A 23,490-nucleotide genomic window follows, 5' to 3' on the forward strand; every position below is an offset into this window, starting at 1 on the left:
TGCTACGCGCTGGCAAAAGTCTCTTCAGAGCTGTACGGATTGCACCCCGGGACACGGATCGCGGCGCTACCGGCCGATGCGGAAATAAATAGCCGGACGGGAAAGATCGATCTTCCCCAGTCGGTTGTTTCGGCCAAAGTCGCCCAGATTCACCGGTTATCCCAACCGCATCGATGCGTTTGATCGCTGTTGGTGGAGTGACCGGAACGTCCAAATGCCACGGGAGCAATTCTCAAATGCAGATTTATGGCCCATTTCGGGTTACCACCACGCAATCGACCTCGAACGTCCAACGCACCAACGCAGCGGCCAAACCGGCCGAAGCACCGGTTGCCGATCGGACCGGTCCGGTCGACCAGTTGGAACTGAGCCAGCAGGCTCAATCGGCAACGCGTCTGGAAAGCAGCGGGGCGGTCGCGGGTGAGGGCATCCGGTTCGAACGTGTCGCGGAAATTCGACGCCAAATCGCGGACGGGTCCTACGACACGCCCGAGCGAATGGACGCCGCGATGGATCGCTTCCTGGACCTGTTGGGCTAGGCCCTGTCTGAAAAGCCCTGCCTGAGAAACCCTGTCTGAAAAGTCGCGACCCTCCGATGCTGCCGCCGCGATTGCGGCCGAAAGCGGCACTCTGGCGGGCGTCGCGACACGGTTTCAGACACGCCTCAGCCGACCAGCAGGACCGCGCGGCGGCGACGCTCGTCAAAACGCGGAGAATAACTCGCCGGCATGCGAGAAACAGTGTCGGAGCCACCGTCCGGCGACGGCGGCTCCCCTCGCGAACGGCACCGGCTGCTTCAGCTCGTGGCAGCCTGTCGACGTCCGCTTTTTCCCACGGCTGGCGCTGGGTTGGTCGTCACAGAACCCCAGACAAGATTTGACGGGTCGTGTAGACTGAATGGTCGACGACGCTGCTGGTCGCGGTGTTGCTCTTCCGCGTCCATCAGATGGGCGCATGTCGCCCCCGATCTTGTCTTAGTAGCAGTTTTGTCCAAGTCGACTACCGAAACCGCCGACAACAGCCCCCCCCAGGTTGCCACCAAGGTGGCTCCTCTTTCGGTATCGCTCTCCCCCCAGGAACGGTTTGCCGAATACCTGCAATCACGTGGCCTGAGGCAGACGAGCCAGCGGAAGTTTCTGGTCGAGCAGGTATTCAGCCAGCACGACCATTTCGACGCCGAAGAATTGATTGAGCGGTTGCCACGTCGGGGGGAGCCGAACTATGTCAGCACCGCCACGGTGTACCGCACCCTGCGGGAGTGCGTCGACGCAGGACTGTTGTTCAGTTTTCAGCTGGACGGCAGAACGGTTTACGACCACGACTACGGCTATCCGCAGCACGATCACCTGTACTGCACCCGCTGCCGAAAACTGGTGGAATTTCAAAGCGACCAGTTGCGTGAGGTTCGGGATGAAATGGCAACCCTGCACGGGTTTCGCGTCGACAGTCATCGCATGATCATCAACGGGATCTGTCGCGATTGCCTGCGGAACCGGCGCAAGAAACGCAAACAGGATTTGGTTTAGCTGGACCGCGTTACTTTCACTCGGAACGGTCCTTCATCCCCAATTCGACTTTGCTACCGTCGCCAGACGGTGGCAATGCGGCAGATTCCATGCTCCGGGTGAGCGTGGCGACGTCGGCGTCGCGTCATTGCACCCATTCAACGCGGCGTCGTGGTCACCCCGCCAGCCCCAGGCGGGCTACGCCATTGAATCGGTGATTTGTTTCAGGATGGCTCGAAAGACGGGTTCGTTCTGGTCAAAGTCCCGACTCTCGGCCTGCATTTGCAGGACCAACATCGGAGCCCCCTGCCGGCTCGGATCTACCGCGGTCGGGACGTCCGCCAGCAATGTGTCGGCCGGGGCCGGTGTCACCTCGGTTTCGCGCGGCAGCTGCAATACCACCAGGCGGCTGATCACCAGCAAATCCAAGTAGTAAAAACGCAGATCGATCGCGTGGGCGTCGGCCGGAAGACCCTCCAGCGATATTGTCTCGCGTTCCAGATCCTCGTAGTCGGCCGCGATGGCATCGACAATCCGCTCGACCAACGGCTCGACTTCTTCGGCACGCGTTTTCTCCAGCGAAACGAAGCCGCCACTGGGCAAATCGAACGTGGTTCCGCGGTCACCCTCTTCATCGGGGCGATCGGCGATCTTCCAGTTGTCCGGATAGAGGAATCGGATCCCGAAGGCATCGAATTGGGCAGGCATGGCGGAAGGCAAATCTTGTTGAATGCGGTTCGGCCGTCAGTCGAGATTGCGGCCAGCCGCATTTCGCTGGTATTTGTCGTTTCTGTCAATGCGTCGCGCGGCCGGGCCGTGGCCTTTTCCACCATTTACGACGTCTTCACCAGATGCTTCGCGATTCCGCGAATAGTCGATTCTCAGCATTCCATCACCGCAACGAGACTGGTTCGGCGGCGATCGGGCTGTTCGTCTGCGCGATGTTGCTGTCGGTCGGCTGTCGCGCCATCAGCCGGATCGGTGAAAGCCGTCAATCGCTGGCGGCCCGCAAACTTTCACGGCAGGGGATGCAGGCCATGCACCACGGCCAATGGAACTCCGCCGAAAAGCTGTTCAGTGACGCCCTGGCAGTCTCCGACGATGACGACCGTGCCCACCGAGGGCTGTCAGAAACATTGTGGAAGCGGGGCGAGCGGGAATTGGCCATCGAGCACATGGAACAAGCAGTCCAGCGGAGCGCCGGCGATCCTCGGCTGGTCGGCCGTTTGGGTGAAATGTATCTGGACGTCGGGCGACTGGAAGAGGCCAGCCGGCAAAGCCAGATCGCATTGGAGACCGAACGCAATACCGCGGAAATCTGGGCCCTCCGCGGCGACTGTTTGCGGGAAAGCGGTGACCCCGAAGGTGCAATGGCAGCCTATCATCGTGCGCTCGCGTTGCAACCGGACTACACGGCCGCCAAGTTGCAAGTCGCCGAACTGTATCTCGCCAACGACCAATACGATCGTCTGTTGGCGACCCTGGACCAAATCGATCCCAGCGGCGACGACGCGGTCGTGCCCACTCGCGTGCACATGCTTCGCGGGATCGCCATGCGAAATCTGGGACGCAACGAACTGGCGGCCAAACATTTTGCCAAAGCCATCCAGAGCGATCCGACGCGGGCTGAACCGCATCTTCAGGTGGCCGCGATTGAACTGGAAAACAACCGTCCGGCGGCCGCCAGCGAAGCCATCGCCCGGGCAATCGAGTTGGACCGGGCGCTGGTGGAATCGAGCGGCTGGTCGGCCTACCTGTTGCCGGGTGGGACACGCCTGGCAACCGAACCCGAGCCGCAGAACGCGACGCGACGCTGAATGAACCGCGTCACTTCCAACCAGAAACACGGTGACTGCAAAAACACCGTGACGACAGGAAGGCCCCTGACTTGCGGTGCAATGAGCGGCAAGGCGACAGCCGCCGGTTGATGCGAAAAAAACCGCGGGCAGCGCCGACCAGCGCCACGCGGCTCAGGCAAACTGGCGACACCCAGCGATTCCCGCGGCATCAACGTCCGGTCGTGCGGAATGTAACGGTGTGGCCGTGGTGAAACTGCCCGTAATGGACCCCCAGGGGGTGCAACCCGGTCGCCTGGCCGCCACAGGCAGTGATTTCTGGCAACGTCAACGGGCACCTTGGCCGCGCATGATCTACGTTTAGATGACCGTTTGTGCCTTGCCGGACGAATTCAAGTCACCTGCTTGACCGTCACGCTGGCCGCCAGAACGTACGGTCCATCGCGGCTTCTTTTTCAGACTGTCTTTTCGCGGTTCCTTGCCACCTCAACCCACAGGACGATCCATGCCAACGTTCAATGCTTCGGACTCGTCGACGACCAACGGTCATGCAGGATCGCCGGCGGTCGGACGCGTTGGCGGTGTGCCGGACGGTTCGGCCCGCACCGGCTTCGTCGATCGGCGTCGGCAAAATTCCGGCCCCAACGGTTCGGAACGGCGCCAGTTCGGCAGTTCGCATCGCGAACTTTCTGAAGCCGGGCGAGAATTGGCCCAAGCGATTGACCAGTACAAGTTGCAACACCACCGTCGCTACATCACTTGCGACGAGATGCTGGCAGTACTCAGCCAGCTGGGCTATCACAAGTGAGTCGATCGGCCGACCTGCCTGGGCTCATTTGATCATCGGCTGAATCAACTGCCGCCGGGTCACCACCGAACGCGCATCACCGCGTTCGTCACACAACAGCGCCACATCGGTTCCGGCGTCATACAGCTTCAGCAGCGTCGGAAGATGGCGTTCGGTCAGCGGCACCCGAATCACCGGATGGATCTCCACCTTGGCGTCGGCGAGCACCAGGTCGGAATAGCGCAAGTAGCCGACGATCCGGGTCCGCCGCCGCACCAGAATCACCGGGTGATTTTGCCGGCGCGCCTGCGTCGTCGCCGTCGTCGGATCGATCGGCAAGTCGACTTCTGCCAGGCGAGAGAGCGGCACGGCGAATGACACCGCCAGTTGGTTCCCGATCTCAAAAAGTTGCTGGGCCAACGACCGCTGACCGGCCTGCAAGATCCCGGCTTCTTCCCCGGCGCGCAACACCTGTGCCAACTCGCCCCGGGCCATCGCCAACCGCAACCGGAACGGTGTTTGGCCGGTCAACGCGTGCAATGTAAACGCCAGCAACGCTAACAGCATCGACACCGGCAAGAACAGCACCGTGGCCAACAGCAGAACCGGCCGGATGACGCTGAGCAAACGATAAGGCGCGTGGAAGAACCAGTACTTGGGAAGCAACTCACCGAACACAAAGACGATGGGCGTCATCAAGATCGGCCCCAACAACTCGGCCGTCGGGGAAGAACCGAACCAGGTTCCGATGGCCAACACCAGCGCAAAGCTGGTCAGGAAGTTTGCCAGGTTGTTTCCCACCAAGGCGGTGGCGACAAAAATGGTCGGGTGATTCAACAACCAGATCATCATCCGCGCACCGCGCGAGCCACCCAAACCGTCCAGCACCAACCTGGTTCGCGAAACGCGGTACAAACCGGTTTCACTACCGCTGAAAAACGCGCTCAGCACCAGCCCGAACAGGAACAGCAAGGCCGCGAACAGGATCATGTCGCATCCCTCGCGTCATCGGTCGCACCTTCGTCACCTTCTCCCTTCCTGGTGACGTCGATCGCCAACTCGCCGTCGGACTCTTCGATGACCGTCAGCAGGTAAGGCCCCAAAACTGACTGGTCGCCCAACCGCGGCAACCGTTCATTGCAACGCTGGATGTATCCGGCCACCGTGGCGACCGATTCGTCCGTCAACGGAACATTGAGTTCCTTGGCGAGTTGACGCAGCGACGTCAGTCCTCGGACCCGATAGTGGTCCGGCGCCAGCCGCTCGATCGCAATCTGGTGCGGGGTTTCCCCGCCGTGATCTTGTTGCGGGGCCAACATGCGGCGGAAGATGCGGTCGCTGGAGAGGGCACCGATTGCATCCCCGTATTCGTCGACCACCACCGCAACATTCAGATCGTTTTCGTTCAGCTGATCCAGCACCCGCGCGACCTTGGCAGACCAGGGAACATAGATCACCGGTTCGATGAACTCGTTGACGTGATCCAGTTGACTGGGGCGCAGCATTCGAATGGCCAGTGAGCCGATCACCGCCTGGCCCTCGGAATCGGTCACCATCAAGTAACCGCCGGGCGGCTGATCGTCCAGCACGATCCTGTCTTCGATCGGCGAGGCGATCAGTTGCAGTTTGCTTCGCGGCCGCATCAGTTCGCTGACCCGCGTGTCGGCGATCTCCACCAGGCTGCGCAGCGCCACCCGTTCGCGTTCCAACAGCGCCGCATCATCGGTTCCCAATTCCACGGCCCGTTCGATGTCCGCCAGGTCGATTTCGTTTTCGGGCTCGAAGGCCGGCCACAGCAAACGACTGGAAAGCACATTGGCTGTTCGAATCAGCGGCAAAATGATCCACACGATCCGGACCGCCAGCGACAGCGGCGGGGCGACCAGCACCGCGGTTCGGGCGGGGGACAGGACCGCAATGCTCTTGGGCAACATCTCGCTGAAAAAAATGATCGTCAACAGACTGACCGCGGTGAAGCCCAACGCCCACGTCGCGCCGCCCTGAGACGACGACTCCAAACGCCCCGCGACGATCGACGCGATGGCGAAGTACGTCATGTTGATCAGCAGATTCCAGAACAGGATCGCCGACAACAGCTGTTCCGAATCACCCAGCAGCCTTTCGGCAATCCGCCCGCCCACGCCGCTGCGCGGCAACTGGCGGCGTTGCCGAGGGGAGAGAGAGAAAAACGCCGCCTCGCTGCCGCTGAAGAACGCGCTCAGCAGAATCAACACCGCCATGGGCGCGAACCAACCGGCATAGTCCGACCACCCGCTCAATCAGCCTTCTCCTTCGGCAGACCGATCTCGCTCCAGCGACACATCGAACTCGCTGAGCGCCGGAATCATCAACGCGGCAACCGTGAACCCGTATCCCACGGCCATCGAAAAGAACACGAACAGGTGATCGGTCTGCAGCAGGAACTGCGTGATCGCATAGAACGTGATCAAGGGCAACGTGAACGATGCCAGAAAGATCGCCGATGACGGATTCCGCCAACCGAGCGAGGCGAACAGGGCGGCACCGCCGCCCAGGATCATCACCAGGAACGGAGCCAACTGCAGCTGAAAGGCGCCCCGAAAACTGACCATGATCGTCATGCAGATCGCGATCCCGACGCACAGAAAGAAAACCGTCCCCAGACTGGCCAGGGTCGCAGTCCGCCCCGCCACGTGATTCAGCCCCGAATGAATGCCAAGCATCGTCACGAACACGTACAAAATCAGAGCCCCAAGAATCGCATACACGGTGTTTTCGACGGTCATCACGTCATAGATTGCCAGGAACACCAGCAACAGAATTGGCAACACGATCAGCTCCTTGCCGACGTACAGAACGCCGAGCAATTTGCCGAACACGAACTCACTGGGACGCAGGTCCGTGACCAACAGCAGGTCCAGCGCCAAACCGTCCCGTTCGCCAGTGATCGCGTTCACGGCCAACGCATTGACCAACACCAGGCTGACCACACCGATCGCCGCCACGGGCAAGGTCGCAGCCGGCAACGAACGTCCGATCCTGGCCGCCGGTTCGAAGGCCGATCCGTCTTGGATCTGGCCGTAAATCACCGCCACTCCCAACAGAAACAACATCGCGAACGCCAGGCGAATCACCACCACTTTGCGGCCATAGGCCCAGGTCCGAACCTCCCGCCACAAGATCGGATTGTTCCAAACCGGTCGCGGGGCCCGCACCTTCCAACTGCTCGGCGATTGATCCGGCGTCAGATCGTCGCTGGTCTCCGGCTCAGGCGCCTTCAGACGAACCTCGCGCGAAGGATTCCAGACTCGCACCTTGGCAATGCCCACGAACAAGATCACGGCCGAAGCCAGCAGGGCCAACAACGTGAACAGCAACACGCCACGCGAAGTCGCTGGAGACAAGCTGGCTAACGGTGACGCCGCCGCCAACAAAGCGCGGATCGGGCTGACCGCCAACCGCATCGTTTCGTCCAACGAAAACACAGCGATCAAAACCTCGCCCACGCCGACCAGGATCAGCAGCAACAACACGGTCAGGGCGATCGCCTGGAACGTTTTCTCCCGCCACAATCCGACGACCGTCCCGATCGCTCCGGAAAGCACCACCGAGGCGGCGGTGACCGCGAATACCGAGAACACCTGCCGCGGCGACACGCCGCCCAACAACGGCAACACCAGGAACAATGGCAGCGCCGCCAACAACATCGCCAGCGGTCCCAACAGCGTGGCAGTCAGCTTTCCGACCACCACCTCAAAACCACTCAGTCGCGTCATCAGCAGCAGGATCAACGTTCGCCGATCCTTTTCCTGGGCCACGCTGACCGCAGAACCAACGGCCGCCAGCGAACACAGCACCAGCATCTGGAGCGGCGCGAGCAACAGAAACATCCAGCCGCCAAAGCGGGCCGCGTCCGAAACCGTCGCCAGCGAACGAGATCCGTCCAACACCAGGTAACCGGTGCACAGCAGCCCGAACAGCGTCAGGACATACAAGCCACGCGACAAGTAGGTCTTGGTGCGTTTCGGAACAACCGTCGCTTCGCGATTAAAAACAGGGCCAAGCATCCGGCTGGGAACTTTCTCAAAAGGGAGGAACTGCGGCGACCCGCGGCCGCCCGACTGTCTGGGGGACCGGCACTCGGCCGCTGAGAACTCGAATTCTGGCGGGCAGCAACCGGAAATGAGAGTGAACAAGGTAAAACGCGTGTCGACGCAACACAACGACCGTTCCGATTCCACCCCGCGCCGCGGCGAGGTCCCCGCCTGATCACCCGCCGATTCACCCGCCTGATCGCCGCCCGTTTGATCGCCCACCGGCGGGGAGCAACACGTCCGGCATCCCTACAATCGGACAATCCGAGCAATCGGCAAAGATTAACAGACGGCCCGTCGGGTGCGTCAAAAAATCCACCCTCAAGACTCATCCGTACGCCGCTTTCTGGCCTATGTTTCGGTGGCTCTGCCCTGTAACCACCAAAAACTACTGAAAATATTTACATCATGAACATTCACCTTCCCCCACAACGCCCCCCTTCGTTCTGGCGAGACGAAGACGGGACGACCGCCGTCGAGTACGCCGTGATGCTCGCCTTGATCATCGCCGTCTGCTTGGGTGCTGTTAATACGCTGACCAACGAAACGAAGGAAAGCTTTGACCGCTCCAGCAGCGCCATCTCGGGTGCGATGGGCAACTAGCCCGGCCGCCGACCACACGAATTTTGGAACTCCGCTTCTGGGGGGAGGCGGCGGGCCGGCTCGTCGGCTTGCTTCAGAGCCGCGAAGAAGTTGAGATAGGGTTTTCCCCTTCACGCTTCTTGCTCCGGAAGGTTCCATGCGAATCGCACTCACCGGCGGTACCGGATTTCTGGGACGCCATCTGATCGATTCCCTTCTTCAATCCGGTCATCAAGTGACCGCCTGGTGTCGGTCCGATCCCGACACGGTGTCCTCCCGGACACCCCACGTTCACTGGATCCGCGGTGAACTTGGGCAGCGGCGCGACGCCGAGCAACTTGCCCAATCGGCCGACGCCATGATTCACGCCGGGTGGTATCGCGGCGGTGACTCGTTCTTGAACATCGATGCCGACCCCGAACGGTATTGGCAAATCAATTCCGTCGGCGCCCTGCAACTTCTGGAGTCGGCATCCCGGGCCGGCGTCAACCGATTCGTGTTCATTTCCTCCGGGGCGGTGCACGATCAAGTGCTTCCCGATCGCCCACTGGACGAAACCCATCCGATGCGACCGAGGACCCTTTACGGGGCCTGCAAGGCGTCCATCGAGGCGATGGTGCATCACTACGGCTCAAGCGGGAAACTTGTTGCCGCCAGCGTCCGACCCACGTCGATTTACGGTCTGGCCGAACCGGCGTCCCAGTCCAAATGGTTCGAATTGGTCGCACAAATCAAGCGGGGCAAAAACGTCGAAGCCACCGGGGGCAGCAAAACGGTCCACGCGTCCGATGTCGCCCGGTCTGTCGCGCTGCTGTTGCAACAAGACGACTCGATCGCGGGAGAAACGTTCAATTGTTGCGATCGCATGATCAGCGATTATGAAGTCGCAATGCTCGCCAAGCAGCTGACTGGAAGCCCATCGCAGATCTCCGGTCACGAAAAGATGGCCAAGCACGAAATCGAAACCGCCAAGATCCGTTCCATCGGGATGCGGTCTCGCAGGTAGCGTCTGACCAATAGGCCGACTTGGCCATTTTCGCGGGTTCGACCGCTAATCGTTGCTATCTGTCGCCGAAGTTGGCTTGCCAACATTGACCACGCTCTGGCGAGCGTGGCTACCTGGAAGCTGCCACGAAGTGACGACAGCCGCAACTCACGGCACCGTTGGCGGCGTTCTGGAAAACGCGAGCACCGAGAACGGGCGTGACTCAATCAGGGGTCTGCTCGATGGCGTCCCGCGGCCGCCACTGGCCGCGGATTCCGACGCCGACGCGACGCGACCAGCCCAGCGCCGATCGCGAGCAACGCCCCGACGCCGCCAGGTTCCGGCACGGCCGTCAGCGACAGGTTGTCGATCGCGACATAGGTGGGCGTGTTGATACCAAACGGTCCGATGTCGGACGAATGGAATTGCAGTCCGACGGAACGGGCTTTGCCAAGCGGCGTCAGGTCTTTGCCGATCTGCCACGAGTTGACCAGGACATCTTCGCTGGGATCCGCCGACGTCAGATCGGCCAGGTCCAACGTGACGGTTCCGGTCGTCGTCCCCGAGCGATCCAGACCTTCGTATCCGATCAAGTCGACGCGAAAGAAATCGGGATCCGTACCGGTTGGGCCTCCAAACTTCTTGGCAAAGCTGTCGCCGTCGCGCATCGACAAATAGGCATAGGTGGTGTTGGTCCAATCGAGCGATTGGACGGCAAATCCGCTGGGCAAATTGAAGTAAGCGGCATCGGTGAACCCGATCGCGTATCCGCCACCCGCGGTGGTTCCCCCTTCGCCGTCGCTGCCGCCGCCCGGCGCCGCGGCGTATTCGTTGGTGAACCCGGGGGTCGTGGGGTCGACGACGTTGGAGTAACTCCAGCCGCTCCAAAAGCCGATGAACTGAGTGCTGTTGCTGAATTCCACATCACCGGCCACCCAGGGATCGTCGTTGACGGTCGACGTGTCCCCGTTGAAAAAACTGTCCGGCGAGGCCAACAAGTCGTCAAAAGTCACCGTTTCGGCAACGGCCGGACGATTCGAAGGGGAGACGGCCAAAAATGACAACGATGCAAGAAACAGAACACGCAGGGAGGACATGACCGACTCGATGAAAATGTGTGTCAAAGTTGATAAACGAAAACGTGCCGCGGTGCGTTGGAAAATACCGGGCTGCTCACCAGGCGTTGGCGGGGATCACTTCGTGTCCGGCCCGAGTGATCATTTGGCCCAACACCGTCGGATCCAGGGACTCATTCAACAGGTGGACCGATCCGTCCAGAAACAGGACCATCGCCCCGGCCGGATGTAACGACCGAATTTCGTTGTCGCCGACCCACGCCTGGTCGTCATTGATCCCATGGGCCTGCACAAACACATTGCCGCCGTTGATCCATTGGCTGTCCGGCCCCACCATGTCTTCGCCGGTGGCGATGGTTCCCGACAGCCCGTCCAGACAGTCCCGAAAGCGAATCACTTGGTCGTACAGGAACACCCCGTCGTCCGGGCGGTTGTCAATCAGACGTTCGCCGAACAACCCTCCATAGCTGATCTCCGCCCGCGGACCGCCCTGGGGGATTTCGGTGGGGCACAGATACGATTCGACGACCACGGCGGCGGCCGCGGCATTTCGAGGGTGGTCGTACGCGAGGTCAAAATCGACCGCTTCGTACAACGGTTGCTCGCCCATCTGTGGTAACAAAAACGCCGACCACGCCAGGTTCTTGCGCGTCATCGGCTGGCCCCAGGCACGCCATTGCAAGCACCCGATGGGCAAAGAGCGGTGCAGATTGTGATAGGCCTGCAGGGCGATGCCGATCTGGTGCTGGTTGTCACGACAGGTCGTTTGTCGGGCCGCCTCGCGGGCGAACTGGGCGGCGGGCAGCAACAATGACACCAGGATGCCGACGATCGCGATCACGACCAGCAATTCCACCAAAGTGAATCCCGGTCTCGGGTCGGCGAATCCAGGTCTCGGGTCGGGCCCGCTGACCGGATCGGGTGGTCCACCGGGGCGACGGCGTCCGCGGCAATCGGCGCTGCCGACGCTGCGGATCGCGGGTTCAATCGGATGCATTGCAAAACCTGCATCATCAAGCGGCAATGGTTAGCGAGCTGACGGTCCGATTGCCCCACGCCGTCGGATTACCGAATCCCCACGGGGTGATTCCAGTTGGCAACGTGACGGAGCGAGAACTCCTGTCACGGAGTCCCGATTGCAAACGAACGATCAGATGATGCCGACCTCACCCAAGAAGGTCCCTTTAGCATCCGCTCGACTGGTAGGTCTTCTGACTTCCGATGTCTGCGCCGCCTTCGCCTTCTCGTCATTCGGGTGCTCTTGCCGCAAGCAAGCCGTACCGTGGACAATGGCTAAAAAGAGTGAAGCGAGCGCCGATGAAATCCGCCCCAGGCGGGTCTCATCGCATCGGTTACAGCGGCCGGGCCGTCCTGGAGTTTCACCAGTGTTCCCTGTTTCCTCGTCGGGTCCTGTCCTGACGTGGCACCACCGAGCGCTGGCTGGCGAGGGTAAGTCCACAGCATCGACTTGTCAAGCGATCGGCCTTGGCAAGCTGCCGCGTTGCCGGTGCCCGCCCGCTCCTGCACCGACATCGCCCTCCGACCATCCCACGGCGGTCCCAAAAGAGATGCCCAAAACGCAAATCGTCCTTCCCGCACGGCTGGCTTCGACCCGCCTGCCCGAAAAGCTGTTGCAAAAAGTCGCGGGAAAAAGCGTCCTGCAACACACCTGGGAGGCGGCCGGCCGGGCCCGTTGCGCCGCCGACGGTGTGATCGTTGCGGTCGATCACCCGCGAATGGCCGAGGAGGTGCAATCATTTGGCGGCCGTTGGACGATGACGCCCGCGGACTGCCCCAGCGGGACCGACCGAATCGCTGCCGTGGCCGACGCGTTTCCCACGACCGAAATCTTCGTCAACGTCCAGAGCGATGAGCCTGAAATCGATCCGGAGGCGATCGACGCCGTGGCGGACCTGCTAATCGCCCACCCCGAGGCCCAAATGGCAACGGCCGGCACGCCGATCCGTGATTCGGAAACCCTGGCCAACCCGAACGTCGTCAAAATCGTGTTGGCCCCCGACGCCGGGTCGGCGGGGCAGGGCAGGGCAGTGTACTTCAGCCGGGCCCCGGTCCCCTTCGATCGGGACGGACAACTGGCGGAACGACTGGCTGCTGAGCCACCCGTCTACTGGCACCACCTGGGCTTGTACGCCTATCGCCGCGATTTTCTGAAATGGTTTGCCGCATCACCGCCCAGCACGCTGGAACAGATCGAGCGACTCGAGCAGCTGCGTGCGATCGAAGCGGGCAAACCGATCGTCGTCACTCGCGTCGCCCGGGCACAATCGGGAATTGACACCGCGGAGGACCTGCGGGCATTTCGTCTTCGGCAGGAGCAGGTTGCCTGACGCCGCCGCATCGGTTCCGCCGGAATGCTTCAGCCGCACTTCCGGATTTTTGCTAGCGCGGTATCATCCGCTTCCATGACGAAAAACATCTTTGTGACCGGCGGGGTCGTGTCCTCGCTCGGAAAAGGACTGACAAGCGCGTCTCTCGGGATGCTGTTGGAATCTCGGGGACTCCGGGTGCGGATGCAGAAGCTGGATCCGTACATCAACGTCGACCCGGGGACGATGAGCCCCTACCAGCACGGCGAAGTCTACGTGCTGGATGACGGCAGCGAGACCGACCTGGATCTCGGCCACTACGAGCGTTTCACCAGCAGCCCGCTGACCCGAGACTGCAATTACACGACCGGGCAGATCTACATGTCCGTGATCGAAAAGGAACGCAAGGGAAGGTTCCTGGGCAAGACCGTGCAGGTCATTCCGCACATCACCAACGAAATCAAGTCGGTGATTTCGCGGATGGGCGGTGACGACGTCGACGTTGTGATCACCGAAATCGGGGGAACCGTCGGCGACATTGAAAGCCTGCCGTTTTTGGAAGCGATTCGCCAATATGCCCAGGACGTCGGCCGTGAGAACGTGCTGTTCATGCACCTGACACTGGTGCCGTACCTGAAGGCCGCCGACGAATTGAAGACCAAACCGACCCAGCACTCCGTGGGACAGCTTCGCGAAATCGGGATCCAGCCCGACATTCTGGTTTGTCGCTGCGAACATTCGATCAGCCGGGAAGACCGCGACAAAATCGCTTTGTTCTGCAACGTGCCTTCCGAAGCGGTGATCGAAGAAAAGGACAAGGACTTCTCCATCTACGAAGTCCCCATTTCGCTGGTCGACAACCGCCTGGACGAACTGGTGGTCAAGAAACTGGGACTGCCCAGCCAATCACTGGACATCACTCCTTGGACCGACCTGCTGCACCGGCTCCGCAACCCCCGACATGAGTTGAGCATTGCGGTCGTTGGGAAGTACGCCGAACACAAAGACGCCTACAAATCGATCTACGAAGCGATCGATCACGCCGGCATGCACCACCAGGCCCAAGTCCGGATCGGACGGGTGCAAAGCAGTGACATTGAACGCGAAGGCGCCGAACGCCTGCTCAGCGGGTACGACGGCATCCTGGTACCCGGCGGATTTGGCGAACGCGGGATCGAGGGGAAAGTCCAAGCGATTCGATTTGCGCGCGAGCGCGGCATCCCGTTCTTCGGGATCTGCTTGGGCATGCAGTGTGCCGTGATCGAATACGGCCGGGACGTTTGCGGACTGGAAAAAGCGCATTCCAGCGAGTTCGATAAGGACACACCGCACCCGGTGATCTGCCTGTTGGACGAACAGCAAAACGTGACGCAGATGGGCGGCACGATGCGGCTGGGCAGCCAACCGACCCAACTGCTTGAAGGCAGCCGTGCCCGACAGTGCTACCACGCCGATTCGGTCAACGAACGCCACCGGCATCGCTACGAATTCAACAACGATTACCGACAACAATACCGCGACCACGGGATGATCTTTTCAGGAACCAGCCCCGATGGAGGCCTGGTCGAAATCATCGAACTGGAAAACCATCCGTGGTTCGTGGCCGTCCAGTACCACCCCGAATTTAAGAGCAAACCCCTGAAGGCGCACCCGCTGTTCGCGGGCTTCGTCGAAGCCGCCATCGAACGGGGCAGCCGGAAATCCCAACCCGTCGCGGTCGGCGAATAACTCGGGCGAGTCAATTTAACTGTTCCTCTTTCCCCACGGAGTTCCAATGACAGACGACAAAAATGAACCTCCGGAATTGGTCGTCGACGACGACTGGAAGTCTCAAGTCGAAAAAGAGAAGCAGGCCGTTTCCGAGGCCGCTGAGAAGGAAGCCGAATCCGGCGCCGGTGCACCGCAACTGCCGCCGGCCAGCCTGGAGATGCTGATCAGCACCTTCTACAGCCAAGCCATGATGGCGCTCGGGGTGATGCCCAATCCGAGCACCGGTGAAAAGGAGTCCGACCTGATGATGGCCAAGCACATGATTGACACCTTGGAAATGTTGGAAGCCAAAACCAAAGGCAACACCAACGACGACGAATCCAAGATGTTTGACGAAGTCCTGCATCTGTTGCGGATGGCCTACGTCGGCGCCAGCAAGCAGTCGTGAACCCAGCGGGTCACGCGCCAAACAATCTCGGTATCTAGCCAAGTCACTTCGCCGTCCGGCAAGCGGCCGCTGGCGCACGGTCCTTGCTTGACTCCAGTCGCGAAGCGCCGACAGCCCCCTGCCGTCGGCGCAAGCCGACGGAACGGGCTGCCCAAAACACCACCAGCCGCGAAGCGGCGACAGCAATCCTCTTCAGCGAGCGGCGAGACAATCCTCCCTCGCTACATTCGACCCTCCGTGGAAAGGCCGGGTGAACCAGACGGCACGGCCTGTCAGGCGGAGGGGTACAACTGGTACAGCATCAGGTACACCAGGACGCCCGTGACCGACACGTACATCCAGATCGGATAGGCCCAACGGACCAAGCGTTTGTGGGCGACGATGCGTCCCTTCATTGCCAGGTACACCGCTCGCAACGCCAAGAAAGGCACCGTCACCGCCAACAGCAGGTGGGTTCCCAGGATGCCGTAATAGGTGTACCGGGCCGCCAGTGGTGCCACCGCCGTGTCGGTGGGAAACCGCTTATTGGGTTCACCGGTGGTCTGAAACAGCGCCACTTTGTGCAGCAGGTACAGCGCCAGAAAGAGTGCGCTGACGGCCAGAGCCGTCAGCATCAATCGCTTGTGAGCCCGCACTCGGCCCCCGCGAATCTGGATCAATGCCGCCGCCAGCAACCCCGTCGCCGTCGCGTTCAGCAGGGCGGTGCAGTGCGGAAGGTTATCGGCCAGCGTCTGCCAAAACATAAAACAACGATGAAAGCGAGGATCGAACCGGCTACGTCTTGTCCAGCATCGATTCGATCGACGACTTCAGCCTTTCGAACTGACGCGGCTCGGGCCAACTGTACATGCCCTCGATCTTGCCGGCCGGATCGACCAACACAAAGCGTTCGGTGTGGAACTTCTTGTCGACCGGCTGCTGGAAAATCTCAGCGCCAATTCGCCGAATGTAGGTCAGGTCGCCCGTCAAAAACAGCCATTGCTCTTCGTCTGCACCGAACCGAGCGGCGTACTCGCGAAGGCGTTCCGGGGTGTCCGTTTCCGGGTCCACCGAAATGGCCACGAACCGCACGCCGCGATCTTCAAATTCGTCCTGCAACTCTTTCAGTTTTTGGTTTTGCTGGACGCAAATGCTGGGACAGGTGCTGAAAAAGAAACTGACCACATAGGGCTGCCCGAGCAGGTCTTCGCTGCTGACCGCTTCGCCGCTGCGTTCGACCAGTTCAAAGCGGCTGAGCCAAGCTTCGTCCTCCGGCGGACGAACGACATCGTTGTTGGTGATCGGTTGGTCATCCGTCTTGATCGCCTCGCCGGGAGCCACATCGGGCGTGTAGACGATCTCATCCGGCCCCGGCCCCTCGACCGTCCGCGGGGTTCTCCATGACCGTGCAATCAATCCCAAGACGATTCCGACGACCAGAATCGACGTGATGTTCAGTGCGGTTCTCATCACTCACCAGAAGACGCGGATCGTCACCACGGCCAACACGGCCGGCAGTACCAATAACGACGAACGCAACAGTTTACGTGCGGTCTGGTCGTTTCGTTCGGCCGCGAAACGGAGCGACGCTTTCAACATCGGAAGCGTGCTGGCGAGCACCGCCAGCGAACCGACCGATGCGGCAATGTAGCCGGGCGACTGGAAACACAACGCGATCCCGCAGCCGATCACGGCCAGTGACCCGAGAATGCTTTGGGCCGCGGCCGACAACCCGGTCGGCTCGACGGTCGTGGACATGCAGAATCCGGCCTGACCGTATTGCCGACGGTACAACCAGGCGATCGCCATGAAGTGCGGATACTGCCACGCAGCCAGAACGCCGAACAACAGCCACGCGGTCCCGCTGGCCAGTGAACCGCCCAGGGCGGTGTAGCCGATCAGCATCGGCAGGGCACCGGCAACGGCTCCGACGGTCGTGTTCCACGAAGTGCGGGTCTTCATCGGCGTGTACACGAACACGTAAATCACCCAGGTGGCCAATCCGACCAACGCCGGCGCCGCGCCGAATCGCATCAACAGCAGCGCCGTTCCCGTGGTTCCGGCCCAGGCAGTGAACGCGGTTGCCAAGCCCGTCGACATCCGCCCCGCGGGTAGCGGACGCCCCGCGGTGCGCGCCATGTTGCGATCGATCACGCGTTCCCAAATCTGGTTGGCTCCGCCGGCGCTGCCGGCCACGAGTCCGGTCCCCAACAGCAGGACAAGCAACGTCTGCGGTGACACCGTTCCACCGGCCGCGATCATCGCGGTGGCCACGGTCGTCACCAAAATCATGACAACGATCCGCGGCTTGGTCAGCTGTACCAGATCATTCACCGCGGCTCGGATGCCCCCGGATGCAGAGAGACTCTCGGCGCCCCCGATCCGATCGGCCGCCAAGGTGCCATCGGCCGACACAACCAGTGTGCCAGATTCGATGGCCAGTTGAGATTCAGCCAGTCGAGTTTCGCCAGTTCGGTTCGCCGAAGCCACCTCCTGGGTTGCTTCGCCGCGCGACCGCGCGGGGCGTGGACCGGCGGATCCGATGCGGGGCAACTCGGCAGCGAGAACGTCGGTGGACATGGCAGTATTAAACGGGAACGGCAACGTTGTTTTCGTGTGACGATCGGTCATCGCCCAACTTCTCGGTATCCGCGTCACGGCTCGCTCCGATGGCTCCGCGAGCCACCAACGACCGATGACGCAGAACTTGCAGCAACACGACGGCCGAGGTGGCCAGAATCAAGGATCCCACGGCGACGTGACCGGTGACAATGATCGAGTCGATAAAACCTTTCGATCGAACCACAAAGCCCTCGCCGAAGGGCAGAAACGCCAACACCGAGGGCCACCCGTAATTGACGATCCACGTTCCCGTGCCGAGCAAAATCTGTGCGCCCACAAACCATATCAGCCAACCGGCCGGTCGCGACAGCGTCAAATCGCCGCAGCGGCGTACCAAAAGGAACAAAACCGGCGTCAACGCCCACAAGACGAAGGCGCCGGTGATGTGGGAAGCCACCTCCAGCGTGAACATTCCCGGAGTTGTCGTTGGCTGGACGTGCCGCAACTGGGCCCCCAATAGGAGTTGCACGTAGCTGAGCACGACGACCGTGGTCGCCAGGGATACCACGCCACGGCCGGGCCTCTTGCGGTCTGCTGCCGCCCGGCCGTCCCAGCGTCGATCCCACCAGGACCGGCTGGTCACGGCCGCCGCAACGCAACACAACACGAAAACCACCGGGCCGAAACAGCCGTGAATCATTGCCACGGTCCGATCGCCCAACAGCACGCGGACGCCTCCCAGGGCACCCTGCAGAATCACCGCGACCAGAATCGTTGCGGCCAGCGCGATCACCCACCGCCGGCGTTCACGGGTTGCCGCGACCGCCACCAACGCGATCGCCACCATGCCCACCACCGCCCCAAGCAAGCGGTGCCCGTGCTCAATGAACAGGTCGAACGGGCCCGACAACCACGTCGAAATCGGGTACAGGAACAAGTTGTAGCCATACGTTCCCGGCCAATCGGGAACCGCCATCCCCGCGTCATAGGTCGTGACCAGGCCGCCCACCCAAATCAAGGGCCAAACCAGGGTGACCGCCAACACGGCCAACCGGTGCAGCCACACCGAACGCATCGCCGACGCGTCGTGTTGAGCGGAAATCTCGGTTGGAGGGTTCATCGATTCGGTTGCTTCGGAAACGTCAAACAAGTCGTGCGTGGACGGAGAACACCCGGCATTTTCTATGCTCTGGCGGGCGTGGCTACCGCAAAGGATCGCGATCAGCTAGTTGCCGCGGCGGGCATGAACCTTCTCGCCGATGATCCCTCCGGCGACGGCACCGCCGGCTCCGAACAGGGCGCCCGCCAAGACCCCCGTCAGCCCCACCGCGGTCATCGCGGCTAGACAAACCACCAATCCGATGACAGCTCCAATACTGCGGTAACGTTCCTGGCTCATCACGGTTGCTCACTTAAGGACACGATGTAGTGGACCAGGTCCCAAATCTGCTCCGCCGTCAGCCCGGTGGCGGAGGGCTCCTGGGCGACGATCACCCCGGGCATCGGTGTCCCGGCGATTCCAACCAACAACCGGCGATACAACGTCTGGGAATCGCCGCCGCCGCGGAACACGCCCGACGTCAGCCGGCGCGGGTGAATCTGCCGAGGACGCAATGCTCCCGCCTGCCGGTACGGCCGGACGGCATCGTCGTCATCCGGCGTGATCGCCAAACGCGTCGTGTATTCTTTCGTCCAGTCGTCGTAGTCCAAGGTTGCCGCCTGGCCATCGCCATCGGGGCCATGACAACCGACGCAGTTGGCGATTGGACCATGAAACAGTTCCCGCCCGCGTTCGATCGATGCAGCATCGAAAGGCGTTTCGTCGGGCACCGGCACGACCTCCTCCGGAGCCTCCGCCCAAGATCCAGCGACCTCGTTCAGCTCCGCAACGGCCAGGTCGGCCGCGTCCGTGTCCGCCGCCTGCGGGGCCTCCGAAACGACACCCAGTAAACTGGCATCCGCGTCGGGTCGTCGCTCCTCGTAGCCGAGTTCGTCCACGGCGATGTCGACCAGACGCCGTTCGACCTCACCACGGACCGACAGGAAAATCACATAGTCGATCAACGCTTCCAAATCTTCGCCGGCAACGGTCTGGAAGCTGGGCATTGCCGTTCCAGGAGCCCCATGCTGCAGGATCCGCAGCAGATCCTCACGCGTCGGCTTGCTGGACCGCGCCGTCGACTTCCACTTGAACACCCCGGCGCGGAAGTCACGCGGGTAGGGATTCTGCAGCAGCGACGCCGGACCGTTGCCACCGCCGGCGACGCCGTGGCAGGTCACGCAGTGTTCGTTGTACAGCCCGAAGTGATGGTTTTCCTGATCGCTGTACACGCGTCCGGCCGCGCGGACCAAACGATCCGGATCGACCAGATGCTGTGCGGCGTCACCGCGAAGAAGATCTTTCGGCCAACGGGGCTGCTCCGGTGTCCCGAACCAGGCATCGATCACGGACAGCGAATCCTCCGCGGCCAATTCGGCGTCCACCTGCCGGCTTGCCGATACCACCAGCGCATGAACGCGGTTGGGCGGAAAGTGATCCACCGGGGCGTCACAACCGGCCACCCACAGGCACCCGATTGCCAAACCGACTGGCACAACGATTCTCATGGCACAAGCGTAACCGAACGGCCCCCGAGCAACCAACGGAATGAATTGTCGCACACCGCTCGTTCTGGCCAACCCGACACGTCCGGACCCAAACACCGACCCCGCCGTGGTGGACGCGTCCGTTGCATCAGCGTCAAAGCGTCCGATGGGCCGCTGTGAAATCCGAAGACGCCAACAAAAAACCGGTGCCAGCGGCCATGCCGCTGACACCGGAGCGTGATTTCCATCTGCTCGGCCGATCGAGCGTTCGCCGATTCAGCGACGAATCATTCGAATGCCGAAGCAGGAACTTCGATCGTTCCCATGTCGTTCATGCCAGGCTCGATTTCAACTTCAAACCGGCTGGCACGCCACGATTCTTCCTTGCCGTCAATGATCACGTCGCTCAACGAGCCGGTTTCATGATTGGCACGGAACACGATTTCTTCTCCGACTGGCAACCCGCTGATCTCCAGGACGCCGTTCTCGTCGCTGACGGCGGCGAACGGGTGATCCAGGACGACCAGTTGGGCTTTCATCCAGTTGTGGATGTTGCAGGCAACCGGAATGGGAGCCGGCTCCGCTTCTTCCAACTTCACATCCACTTCACCACCGGCCGGAACGGTCACGTTCTGGCTGTCGTTGCGGAAGAATGCGAAGTTGGCGTTGTGGCCGACCTTGTCGGGGTTGGTGACCTTGATCGTGTCGCCTTGTTTGGCCACCACGACGTGCGGCTCGAAGCGGCACTCCTTATTGGCCAACTCATGGGTTTCAGGCTTCAAATCCATCTTGGGCAATTTGGTTCCGCCTCGGCCGGTGTAGACGTAAACGATCACGTTCTTGATGCCCTTGTTGTCGGGATTGACCACCAGCGATTCGTCCGGGATGTCATGCTGTCCGCAAAACGCCTTGTCGTTGGTGGGCTCGATCGTGCCCTGCTTGGGCGGATCCCCCTTGTACTTGAACGTCATTCGCAGCGTCCCCGTCTCCTCAGCTTGGACCGAGGCGGCCGGACCCATCGCGGTCAACGCCGCCAATGCGACGGCTGCGGAAAGGAAGGTTCGAGTCGAGAAAACGAGATAGTTCACACCTGTGCTCCTAAGAATCTGGTTGGGGAGAATCTAGTTGGGGGGAATGCCCGACTCGCAGGGGTCGCGTTGGGCGATCGTTCGGCCACGAACCGAGTCAGCCAAGGTTTCGTCTGCCAAGCTCTCTGGGCGGGCCAGTGATTCAAGCTGCCGGTCTCTGCCGCGCTGAAATTCTACGCGGGCAACCATAAGGTAGTCCAAGACGTCAAATGAGAAAGGCGGCGGCTGACCTTGAGTGGGGATCTCGACCAGCCGCCGCCTTTTCGTAATTAGTCTTCGGGGGAACCGCGCCGTCAATTGGGGTGGGATAGAAGGTGACGGCAGAAACACGTTTCCCAGGCAGGACACTTTGATTATAAGGCACATCGACGGAATGTCCACCACTAAAGCGATATTAAGTCGCACAACCCGTTCATACCCCCCAGCCCATCGAAATGACGGCGCAACGCGTCGCGACCACGCAAAGCGGCGACCATCCCCCGGTTCCGCCCGCCGGCGCCGCAGCTGCCAAATCAACAAGCTGCGCAGGGGGAAAAGAAGCTGCGCAGGGGGGATCCGCCGCTGACGCGGGAGGACCAACGGCTGACGCGGGACATCGAAGACCACGTCTGCCGCCGCGACCCCCGAACAATTACATTGCCGCCGAGCAGTTTTCTCACGCGTCTTATTGAGCGGTCAGTTTGATGAAAGTTTTGGTGGTCGGCAGCGGCGGACGAGAGCACGCCCTGGCTTGGAAAATCGGTCAAAGCAGCAAGGTCAGTGAGGTGTTCGTGGCCCCCGGCAATGCCGGGACCGCGAAAGAGGCGACCAACGTGGACTTGGCCGCAACGGACGTTCCGGGCTTGGTGAAGTTCGCGCGCGACAACGCAATCGACCTGACGGTGGTGGGCCCCGAGGCACCCCTGGTCGCCGGACTGGTCGATGCCATGGAGGAGGCCGGTCTGCGGGTGTTCGGTCCGACCGCGGCGGCGGCGGAACTGGAAGGCAGCAAAGTGTTTTGCAAGAACCTGCTGCACACCGCCGACATCCCCACCGCCGACTATCGAACGTTTCGCAGCGCCGAAGAGGCGTCCCGGTACATCAAGGACAAGTACACCGAACCCAATGAGCCCGTCCCGGTGGTGGTCAAAGCCGACGGCCTGGCCGCCGGCAAAGGCGTCATCGTGTGCTCCACACGCAGCGATGCCCTGCAGGCAATCGACCGCATCGCCGGGCAAAAGGAGTTTGGCGCCGCCGGCAACGAACTGATCATCGAGGAACGTCTGGTCGGCCAGGAGGCCAGCGTGCTGGCAATCACCGATGGCGAGACGATCATTTCGCTGCCAGCGGCGCAAGACCACAAGCCGGCTTTTGACGGCGACACCGGACCGAACACCGGCGGCATGGGCGCCTACTGCCCGACGCCGATCGTCGACGAGGCGATGTTCGAAAAGATCGAATCGGACGTCCTTGTACCGGTCGTGCATGCCATGAAGCGGGCCCGCAAGCCCTTCAAGGGAGTCTTGTACGCGGGGCTGATGTTGACCGCCGCCGGCCCAAAAGTGCTGGAGTTCAACGTCCGCTTCGGCGATCCCGAATGCCAGCCCCTGCTGATGCGTCTGCAATCCGATCTGGTCGACGTCCTGGTCGCCGCCGCCGACGGCCGGCTGTCGGAGATCGAACCCTTGCAATGGGACCCGCGACCAAGCATTTGCGTGGTGATGGCCAGCGAAGGTTACCCGGGCGACTACGAGAAAGGACGTGAAATCAAGGGCCTGGCTGAGGCCGCCGAGATCGAGGACGTCAAAGTGTTCCACGCGGGAACCAGCCTGGTCGACGGAAAAGTCGTCAACGACGGCGGTCGCGTCTTGGGCGTCACCGCGATCGGCAACAGCATCAGTGCCGCGAAGCTGAAGGCGTACACGGCGGTGCAAAAAATCCGCTGGAGCGGTGCCTGGTGCCGCAAGGATATCAGCGACAAGGCGTTGACCTAGAGCATGTTCATCA

General features: G+C 61.5%; 23 protein-coding genes and 1 riboswitch. Of the genes, 10 read left to right on the forward strand and 13 right to left on the reverse strand.

Annotated elements, in window-relative coordinates; translation table 11 throughout:
• Positions 1-173: 173 nt before the first annotated feature.
• Both FYK55_RS08555 and FYK55_RS29640 read left to right on the forward strand, forming a co-directional pair.
• Entirely contained in the window at positions 174-539 is a 366-nt protein-coding gene (locus FYK55_RS08555; RefSeq protein WP_235908526.1) for a flagellar biosynthesis anti-sigma factor FlgM, read from the forward strand.
• Positions 540-1,043: 504 nt separating this feature from the next.
• Positions 1,044-1,526, forward strand: a complete 483-nt coding sequence (locus tag FYK55_RS29640; protein ID WP_235908571.1) for a Fur family transcriptional regulator — start codon at positions 1,044-1,046, stop codon at positions 1,524-1,526.
• A 177-nt stretch (positions 1,527-1,703) separates the two neighbouring features.
• Here the strand turns inward: FYK55_RS29640 and FYK55_RS08565 are convergent, their stop codons facing one another.
• Entirely contained in the window at positions 1,704-2,213 is a 510-nt protein-coding gene (locus tag FYK55_RS08565; RefSeq protein WP_150075994.1) for a hypothetical protein, read from the reverse strand.
• A gap of 143 nt (positions 2,214-2,356) precedes the next feature.
• Here FYK55_RS08565 and FYK55_RS08570 point away from each other — a divergent pair, with 143 nt between their 5' ends.
• Positions 2,357-3,322, forward strand: coding sequence for a tetratricopeptide repeat protein (locus FYK55_RS08570; RefSeq protein ID WP_150075995.1), 966 nt, complete (start codon positions 2,357-2,359; stop codon positions 3,320-3,322).
• A 484-nt stretch (positions 3,323-3,806) separates the two neighbouring features.
• Positions 3,807-4,109, forward strand: coding sequence for a hypothetical protein (locus FYK55_RS08575; RefSeq protein WP_201743675.1), 303 nt, complete (start codon positions 3,807-3,809; stop codon positions 4,107-4,109).
• 24 nt (positions 4,110-4,133) lie between these two features.
• On the opposite strand, the gene FYK55_RS08580 is transcribed toward FYK55_RS08575, so the two are convergent.
• From FYK55_RS08580 to FYK55_RS08590, 3 genes are read right to left on the reverse strand one after another with little or no spacing between them, the layout of a single operon-like run.
• Entirely contained in the window at positions 4,134-5,078 is a 945-nt protein-coding gene (locus FYK55_RS08580) for a CNNM domain-containing protein (RefSeq protein WP_235908527.1), read from the reverse strand.
• Entirely contained in the window at positions 5,075-6,367 is a 1,293-nt protein-coding gene (locus FYK55_RS08585) for a CNNM domain-containing protein (protein WP_235908529.1), read from the reverse strand. Before FYK55_RS08585 ends, FYK55_RS08580 begins: the two co-directional genes overlap by 4 nt.
• A complete protein-coding gene (locus FYK55_RS08590) occupies positions 6,368-8,134 on the reverse strand; it encodes a hypothetical protein (RefSeq protein ID WP_150075996.1) in 1,767 nt (588 codons plus the stop codon). It abuts the gene before it with no gap.
• Between the two features lie 435 nt (positions 8,135-8,569).
• On the opposite strand from FYK55_RS08590, the gene FYK55_RS08595 reads away from it, so the two are divergent.
• Positions 8,570-8,764 (forward strand): Flp family type IVb pilin, encoded by a 195-nt coding sequence (locus FYK55_RS08595; protein ID WP_150075997.1) that lies wholly within the window; start codon positions 8,570-8,572, stop codon positions 8,762-8,764.
• A gap of 136 nt (positions 8,765-8,900) precedes the next feature.
• Positions 8,901-9,749, forward strand: a complete 849-nt coding sequence (locus FYK55_RS08600; RefSeq protein WP_150075998.1) for an NAD-dependent epimerase/dehydratase family protein — start codon at positions 8,901-8,903, stop codon at positions 9,747-9,749.
• A gap of 206 nt (positions 9,750-9,955) precedes the next feature.
• On the opposite strand, the gene FYK55_RS08605 is transcribed toward FYK55_RS08600, so the two are convergent.
• Both FYK55_RS08605 and FYK55_RS08610 read right to left on the reverse strand, forming a co-directional pair.
• Positions 9,956-10,825, reverse strand: a complete 870-nt coding sequence (locus FYK55_RS08605; protein ID WP_150076283.1) for a DUF4465 domain-containing protein — start codon at positions 10,823-10,825, stop codon at positions 9,956-9,958.
• Between the two features lie 76 nt (positions 10,826-10,901).
• Positions 10,902-11,801, reverse strand: coding sequence for a DUF1559 domain-containing protein (locus tag FYK55_RS08610; protein WP_150075999.1), 900 nt, complete (start codon positions 11,799-11,801; stop codon positions 10,902-10,904).
• 187 nt (positions 11,802-11,988) lie between these two features.
• Positions 11,989-12,249, reverse strand: a riboswitch (cobalamin riboswitch).
• A 123-nt stretch (positions 12,250-12,372) separates the two neighbouring features.
• Between FYK55_RS08610 and kdsB the strand changes: the two genes are divergently transcribed.
• From kdsB to FYK55_RS08625, 3 genes are all read left to right on the forward strand, one after another.
• Positions 12,373-13,152, forward strand: coding sequence for a 3-deoxy-manno-octulosonate cytidylyltransferase (gene kdsB / locus FYK55_RS08615; RefSeq protein ID WP_150076000.1), 780 nt, complete (start codon positions 12,373-12,375; stop codon positions 13,150-13,152).
• Positions 13,153-13,227: 75 nt separating this feature from the next.
• Positions 13,228-14,859 carry a CTP synthase gene (locus tag FYK55_RS08620; protein WP_150076001.1) on the forward strand — a complete coding sequence of 544 codons (1,632 nt, stop codon included), beginning with the start codon at positions 13,228-13,230 and terminating at the stop codon, positions 14,857-14,859.
• A gap of 46 nt (positions 14,860-14,905) precedes the next feature.
• The gene (locus FYK55_RS08625; RefSeq protein WP_150076002.1) at positions 14,906-15,289 is read left to right on the forward strand and encodes a DUF1844 domain-containing protein; all 384 of its coding nucleotides are present in this window, start codon (positions 14,906-14,908) and stop codon (positions 15,287-15,289) included.
• A 272-nt stretch (positions 15,290-15,561) separates the two neighbouring features.
• On the opposite strand, the gene FYK55_RS08630 is transcribed toward FYK55_RS08625, so the two are convergent.
• The 7 genes from FYK55_RS08630 to FYK55_RS08655 form a co-directional block, all read right to left on the reverse strand.
• Complete coding sequence (locus FYK55_RS08630) at positions 15,562-16,032, reverse strand: DUF420 domain-containing protein (RefSeq protein WP_150076003.1); 471 nt, start codon at positions 16,030-16,032, stop codon at positions 15,562-15,564.
• A 31-nt stretch (positions 16,033-16,063) separates the two neighbouring features.
• Positions 16,064-16,738 carry an SCO family protein gene (locus tag FYK55_RS08635; RefSeq protein ID WP_150076004.1) on the reverse strand — a complete coding sequence of 225 codons (675 nt, stop codon included), beginning with the start codon at positions 16,736-16,738 and terminating at the stop codon, positions 16,064-16,066.
• Between the two features lie 3 nt (positions 16,739-16,741).
• A complete protein-coding gene (locus FYK55_RS08640; protein WP_150076005.1) occupies positions 16,742-17,848 on the reverse strand; it encodes a protoheme IX farnesyltransferase in 1,107 nt (368 codons plus the stop codon).
• Positions 17,849-17,855: 7 nt separating this feature from the next.
• Positions 17,856-18,950, reverse strand: coding sequence for a COX15/CtaA family protein (locus FYK55_RS08645; protein WP_235908530.1), 1,095 nt, complete (start codon positions 18,948-18,950; stop codon positions 17,856-17,858).
• A gap of 105 nt (positions 18,951-19,055) precedes the next feature.
• Positions 19,056-19,229, reverse strand: a complete 174-nt coding sequence (locus FYK55_RS29445) for a hypothetical protein (protein WP_201743660.1) — start codon at positions 19,227-19,229, stop codon at positions 19,056-19,058.
• Entirely contained in the window at positions 19,229-20,437 is a 1,209-nt protein-coding gene (locus FYK55_RS08650) for a cytochrome c (protein ID WP_150076006.1), read from the reverse strand. Before FYK55_RS08650 ends, FYK55_RS29445 begins: the two co-directional genes overlap by 1 nt.
• Before the next feature lie 266 nt (positions 20,438-20,703).
• Complete coding sequence (locus tag FYK55_RS08655; RefSeq protein ID WP_235908531.1) at positions 20,704-21,504, reverse strand: methylamine utilization protein; 801 nt, start codon at positions 21,502-21,504, stop codon at positions 20,704-20,706.
• A 683-nt stretch (positions 21,505-22,187) separates the two neighbouring features.
• Between FYK55_RS08655 and purD the strand changes: the two genes are divergently transcribed.
• Positions 22,188-23,477 (forward strand): phosphoribosylamine--glycine ligase, encoded by a 1,290-nt coding sequence (purD, locus tag FYK55_RS08660; protein WP_150076007.1) that lies wholly within the window; start codon positions 22,188-22,190, stop codon positions 23,475-23,477.
• Positions 23,478-23,490: the final 13 nt, after the last annotated feature.

This window comes from Roseiconus nitratireducens (assembly GCF_008629675.1).
GTDB lineage: Bacteria > Planctomycetota > Planctomycetia > Pirellulales > Pirellulaceae > Stieleria > Stieleria nitratireducens.

What these genes read in the sequence shown, in the direction of transcription:
- FYK55_RS08555 (WP_235908526.1), top strand. Translation starts at nt 174, where the DNA reads ATGCGTTTGATCGCTGTTGGTGGAGTGACCGGAACGTCCAAATGCCAC.
- FYK55_RS08565 (WP_150075994.1), bottom strand. Translation starts at nt 2,213, where the DNA reads ATGCCTGCCCAATTCGATGCCTTCGGGATCCGATTCCTCTATCCGGAC.
- FYK55_RS08570 (WP_150075995.1), top strand. Translation starts at nt 2,357, where the DNA reads ATGCTTCGCGATTCCGCGAATAGTCGATTCTCAGCATTCCATCACCGC.
- FYK55_RS08575 (WP_201743675.1), top strand. Translation starts at nt 3,807, where the DNA reads ATGCCAACGTTCAATGCTTCGGACTCGTCGACGACCAACGGTCATGCA.
- FYK55_RS08580 (WP_235908527.1), bottom strand. Translation starts at nt 5,078, where the DNA reads ATGATCCTGTTCGCGGCCTTGCTGTTCCTGTTCGGGCTGGTGCTGAGC.
- FYK55_RS08590 (WP_150075996.1), bottom strand. Translation starts at nt 8,134, where the DNA reads ATGCTTGGCCCTGTTTTTAATCGCGAAGCGACGGTTGTTCCGAAACGC.
- FYK55_RS08595 (WP_150075997.1), top strand. Translation starts at nt 8,570, where the DNA reads ATGAACATTCACCTTCCCCCACAACGCCCCCCTTCGTTCTGGCGAGAC.
- FYK55_RS08600 (WP_150075998.1), top strand. Translation starts at nt 8,901, where the DNA reads ATGCGAATCGCACTCACCGGCGGTACCGGATTTCTGGGACGCCATCTG.
- FYK55_RS08605 (WP_150076283.1), bottom strand. Translation starts at nt 10,825, where the DNA reads ATGTCCTCCCTGCGTGTTCTGTTTCTTGCATCGTTGTCATTTTTGGCC.
- FYK55_RS08610 (WP_150075999.1), bottom strand. Translation starts at nt 11,801, where the DNA reads ATGCATCCGATTGAACCCGCGATCCGCAGCGTCGGCAGCGCCGATTGC.
- kdsB (WP_150076000.1), top strand. Translation starts at nt 12,373, where the DNA reads ATGCCCAAAACGCAAATCGTCCTTCCCGCACGGCTGGCTTCGACCCGC.
- FYK55_RS08620 (WP_150076001.1), top strand. Translation starts at nt 13,228, where the DNA reads ATGACGAAAAACATCTTTGTGACCGGCGGGGTCGTGTCCTCGCTCGGA.
- FYK55_RS08625 (WP_150076002.1), top strand. Translation starts at nt 14,906, where the DNA reads ATGACAGACGACAAAAATGAACCTCCGGAATTGGTCGTCGACGACGAC.
- FYK55_RS08630 (WP_150076003.1), bottom strand. Translation starts at nt 16,032, where the DNA reads ATGTTTTGGCAGACGCTGGCCGATAACCTTCCGCACTGCACCGCCCTG.
- FYK55_RS08635 (WP_150076004.1), bottom strand. Translation starts at nt 16,738, where the DNA reads ATGAGAACCGCACTGAACATCACGTCGATTCTGGTCGTCGGAATCGTC.
- FYK55_RS08640 (WP_150076005.1), bottom strand. Translation starts at nt 17,848, where the DNA reads ATGTCCACCGACGTTCTCGCTGCCGAGTTGCCCCGCATCGGATCCGCC.
- FYK55_RS08645 (WP_235908530.1), bottom strand. Translation starts at nt 18,950, where the DNA reads ATGAACCCTCCAACCGAGATTTCCGCTCAACACGACGCGTCGGCGATG.
- FYK55_RS29445 (WP_201743660.1), bottom strand. Translation starts at nt 19,229, where the DNA reads ATGAGCCAGGAACGTTACCGCAGTATTGGAGCTGTCATCGGATTGGTG.
- FYK55_RS08650 (WP_150076006.1), bottom strand. Translation starts at nt 20,437, where the DNA reads ATGAGAATCGTTGTGCCAGTCGGTTTGGCAATCGGGTGCCTGTGGGTG.
- purD (WP_150076007.1), top strand. Translation starts at nt 22,188, where the DNA reads ATGAAAGTTTTGGTGGTCGGCAGCGGCGGACGAGAGCACGCCCTGGCT.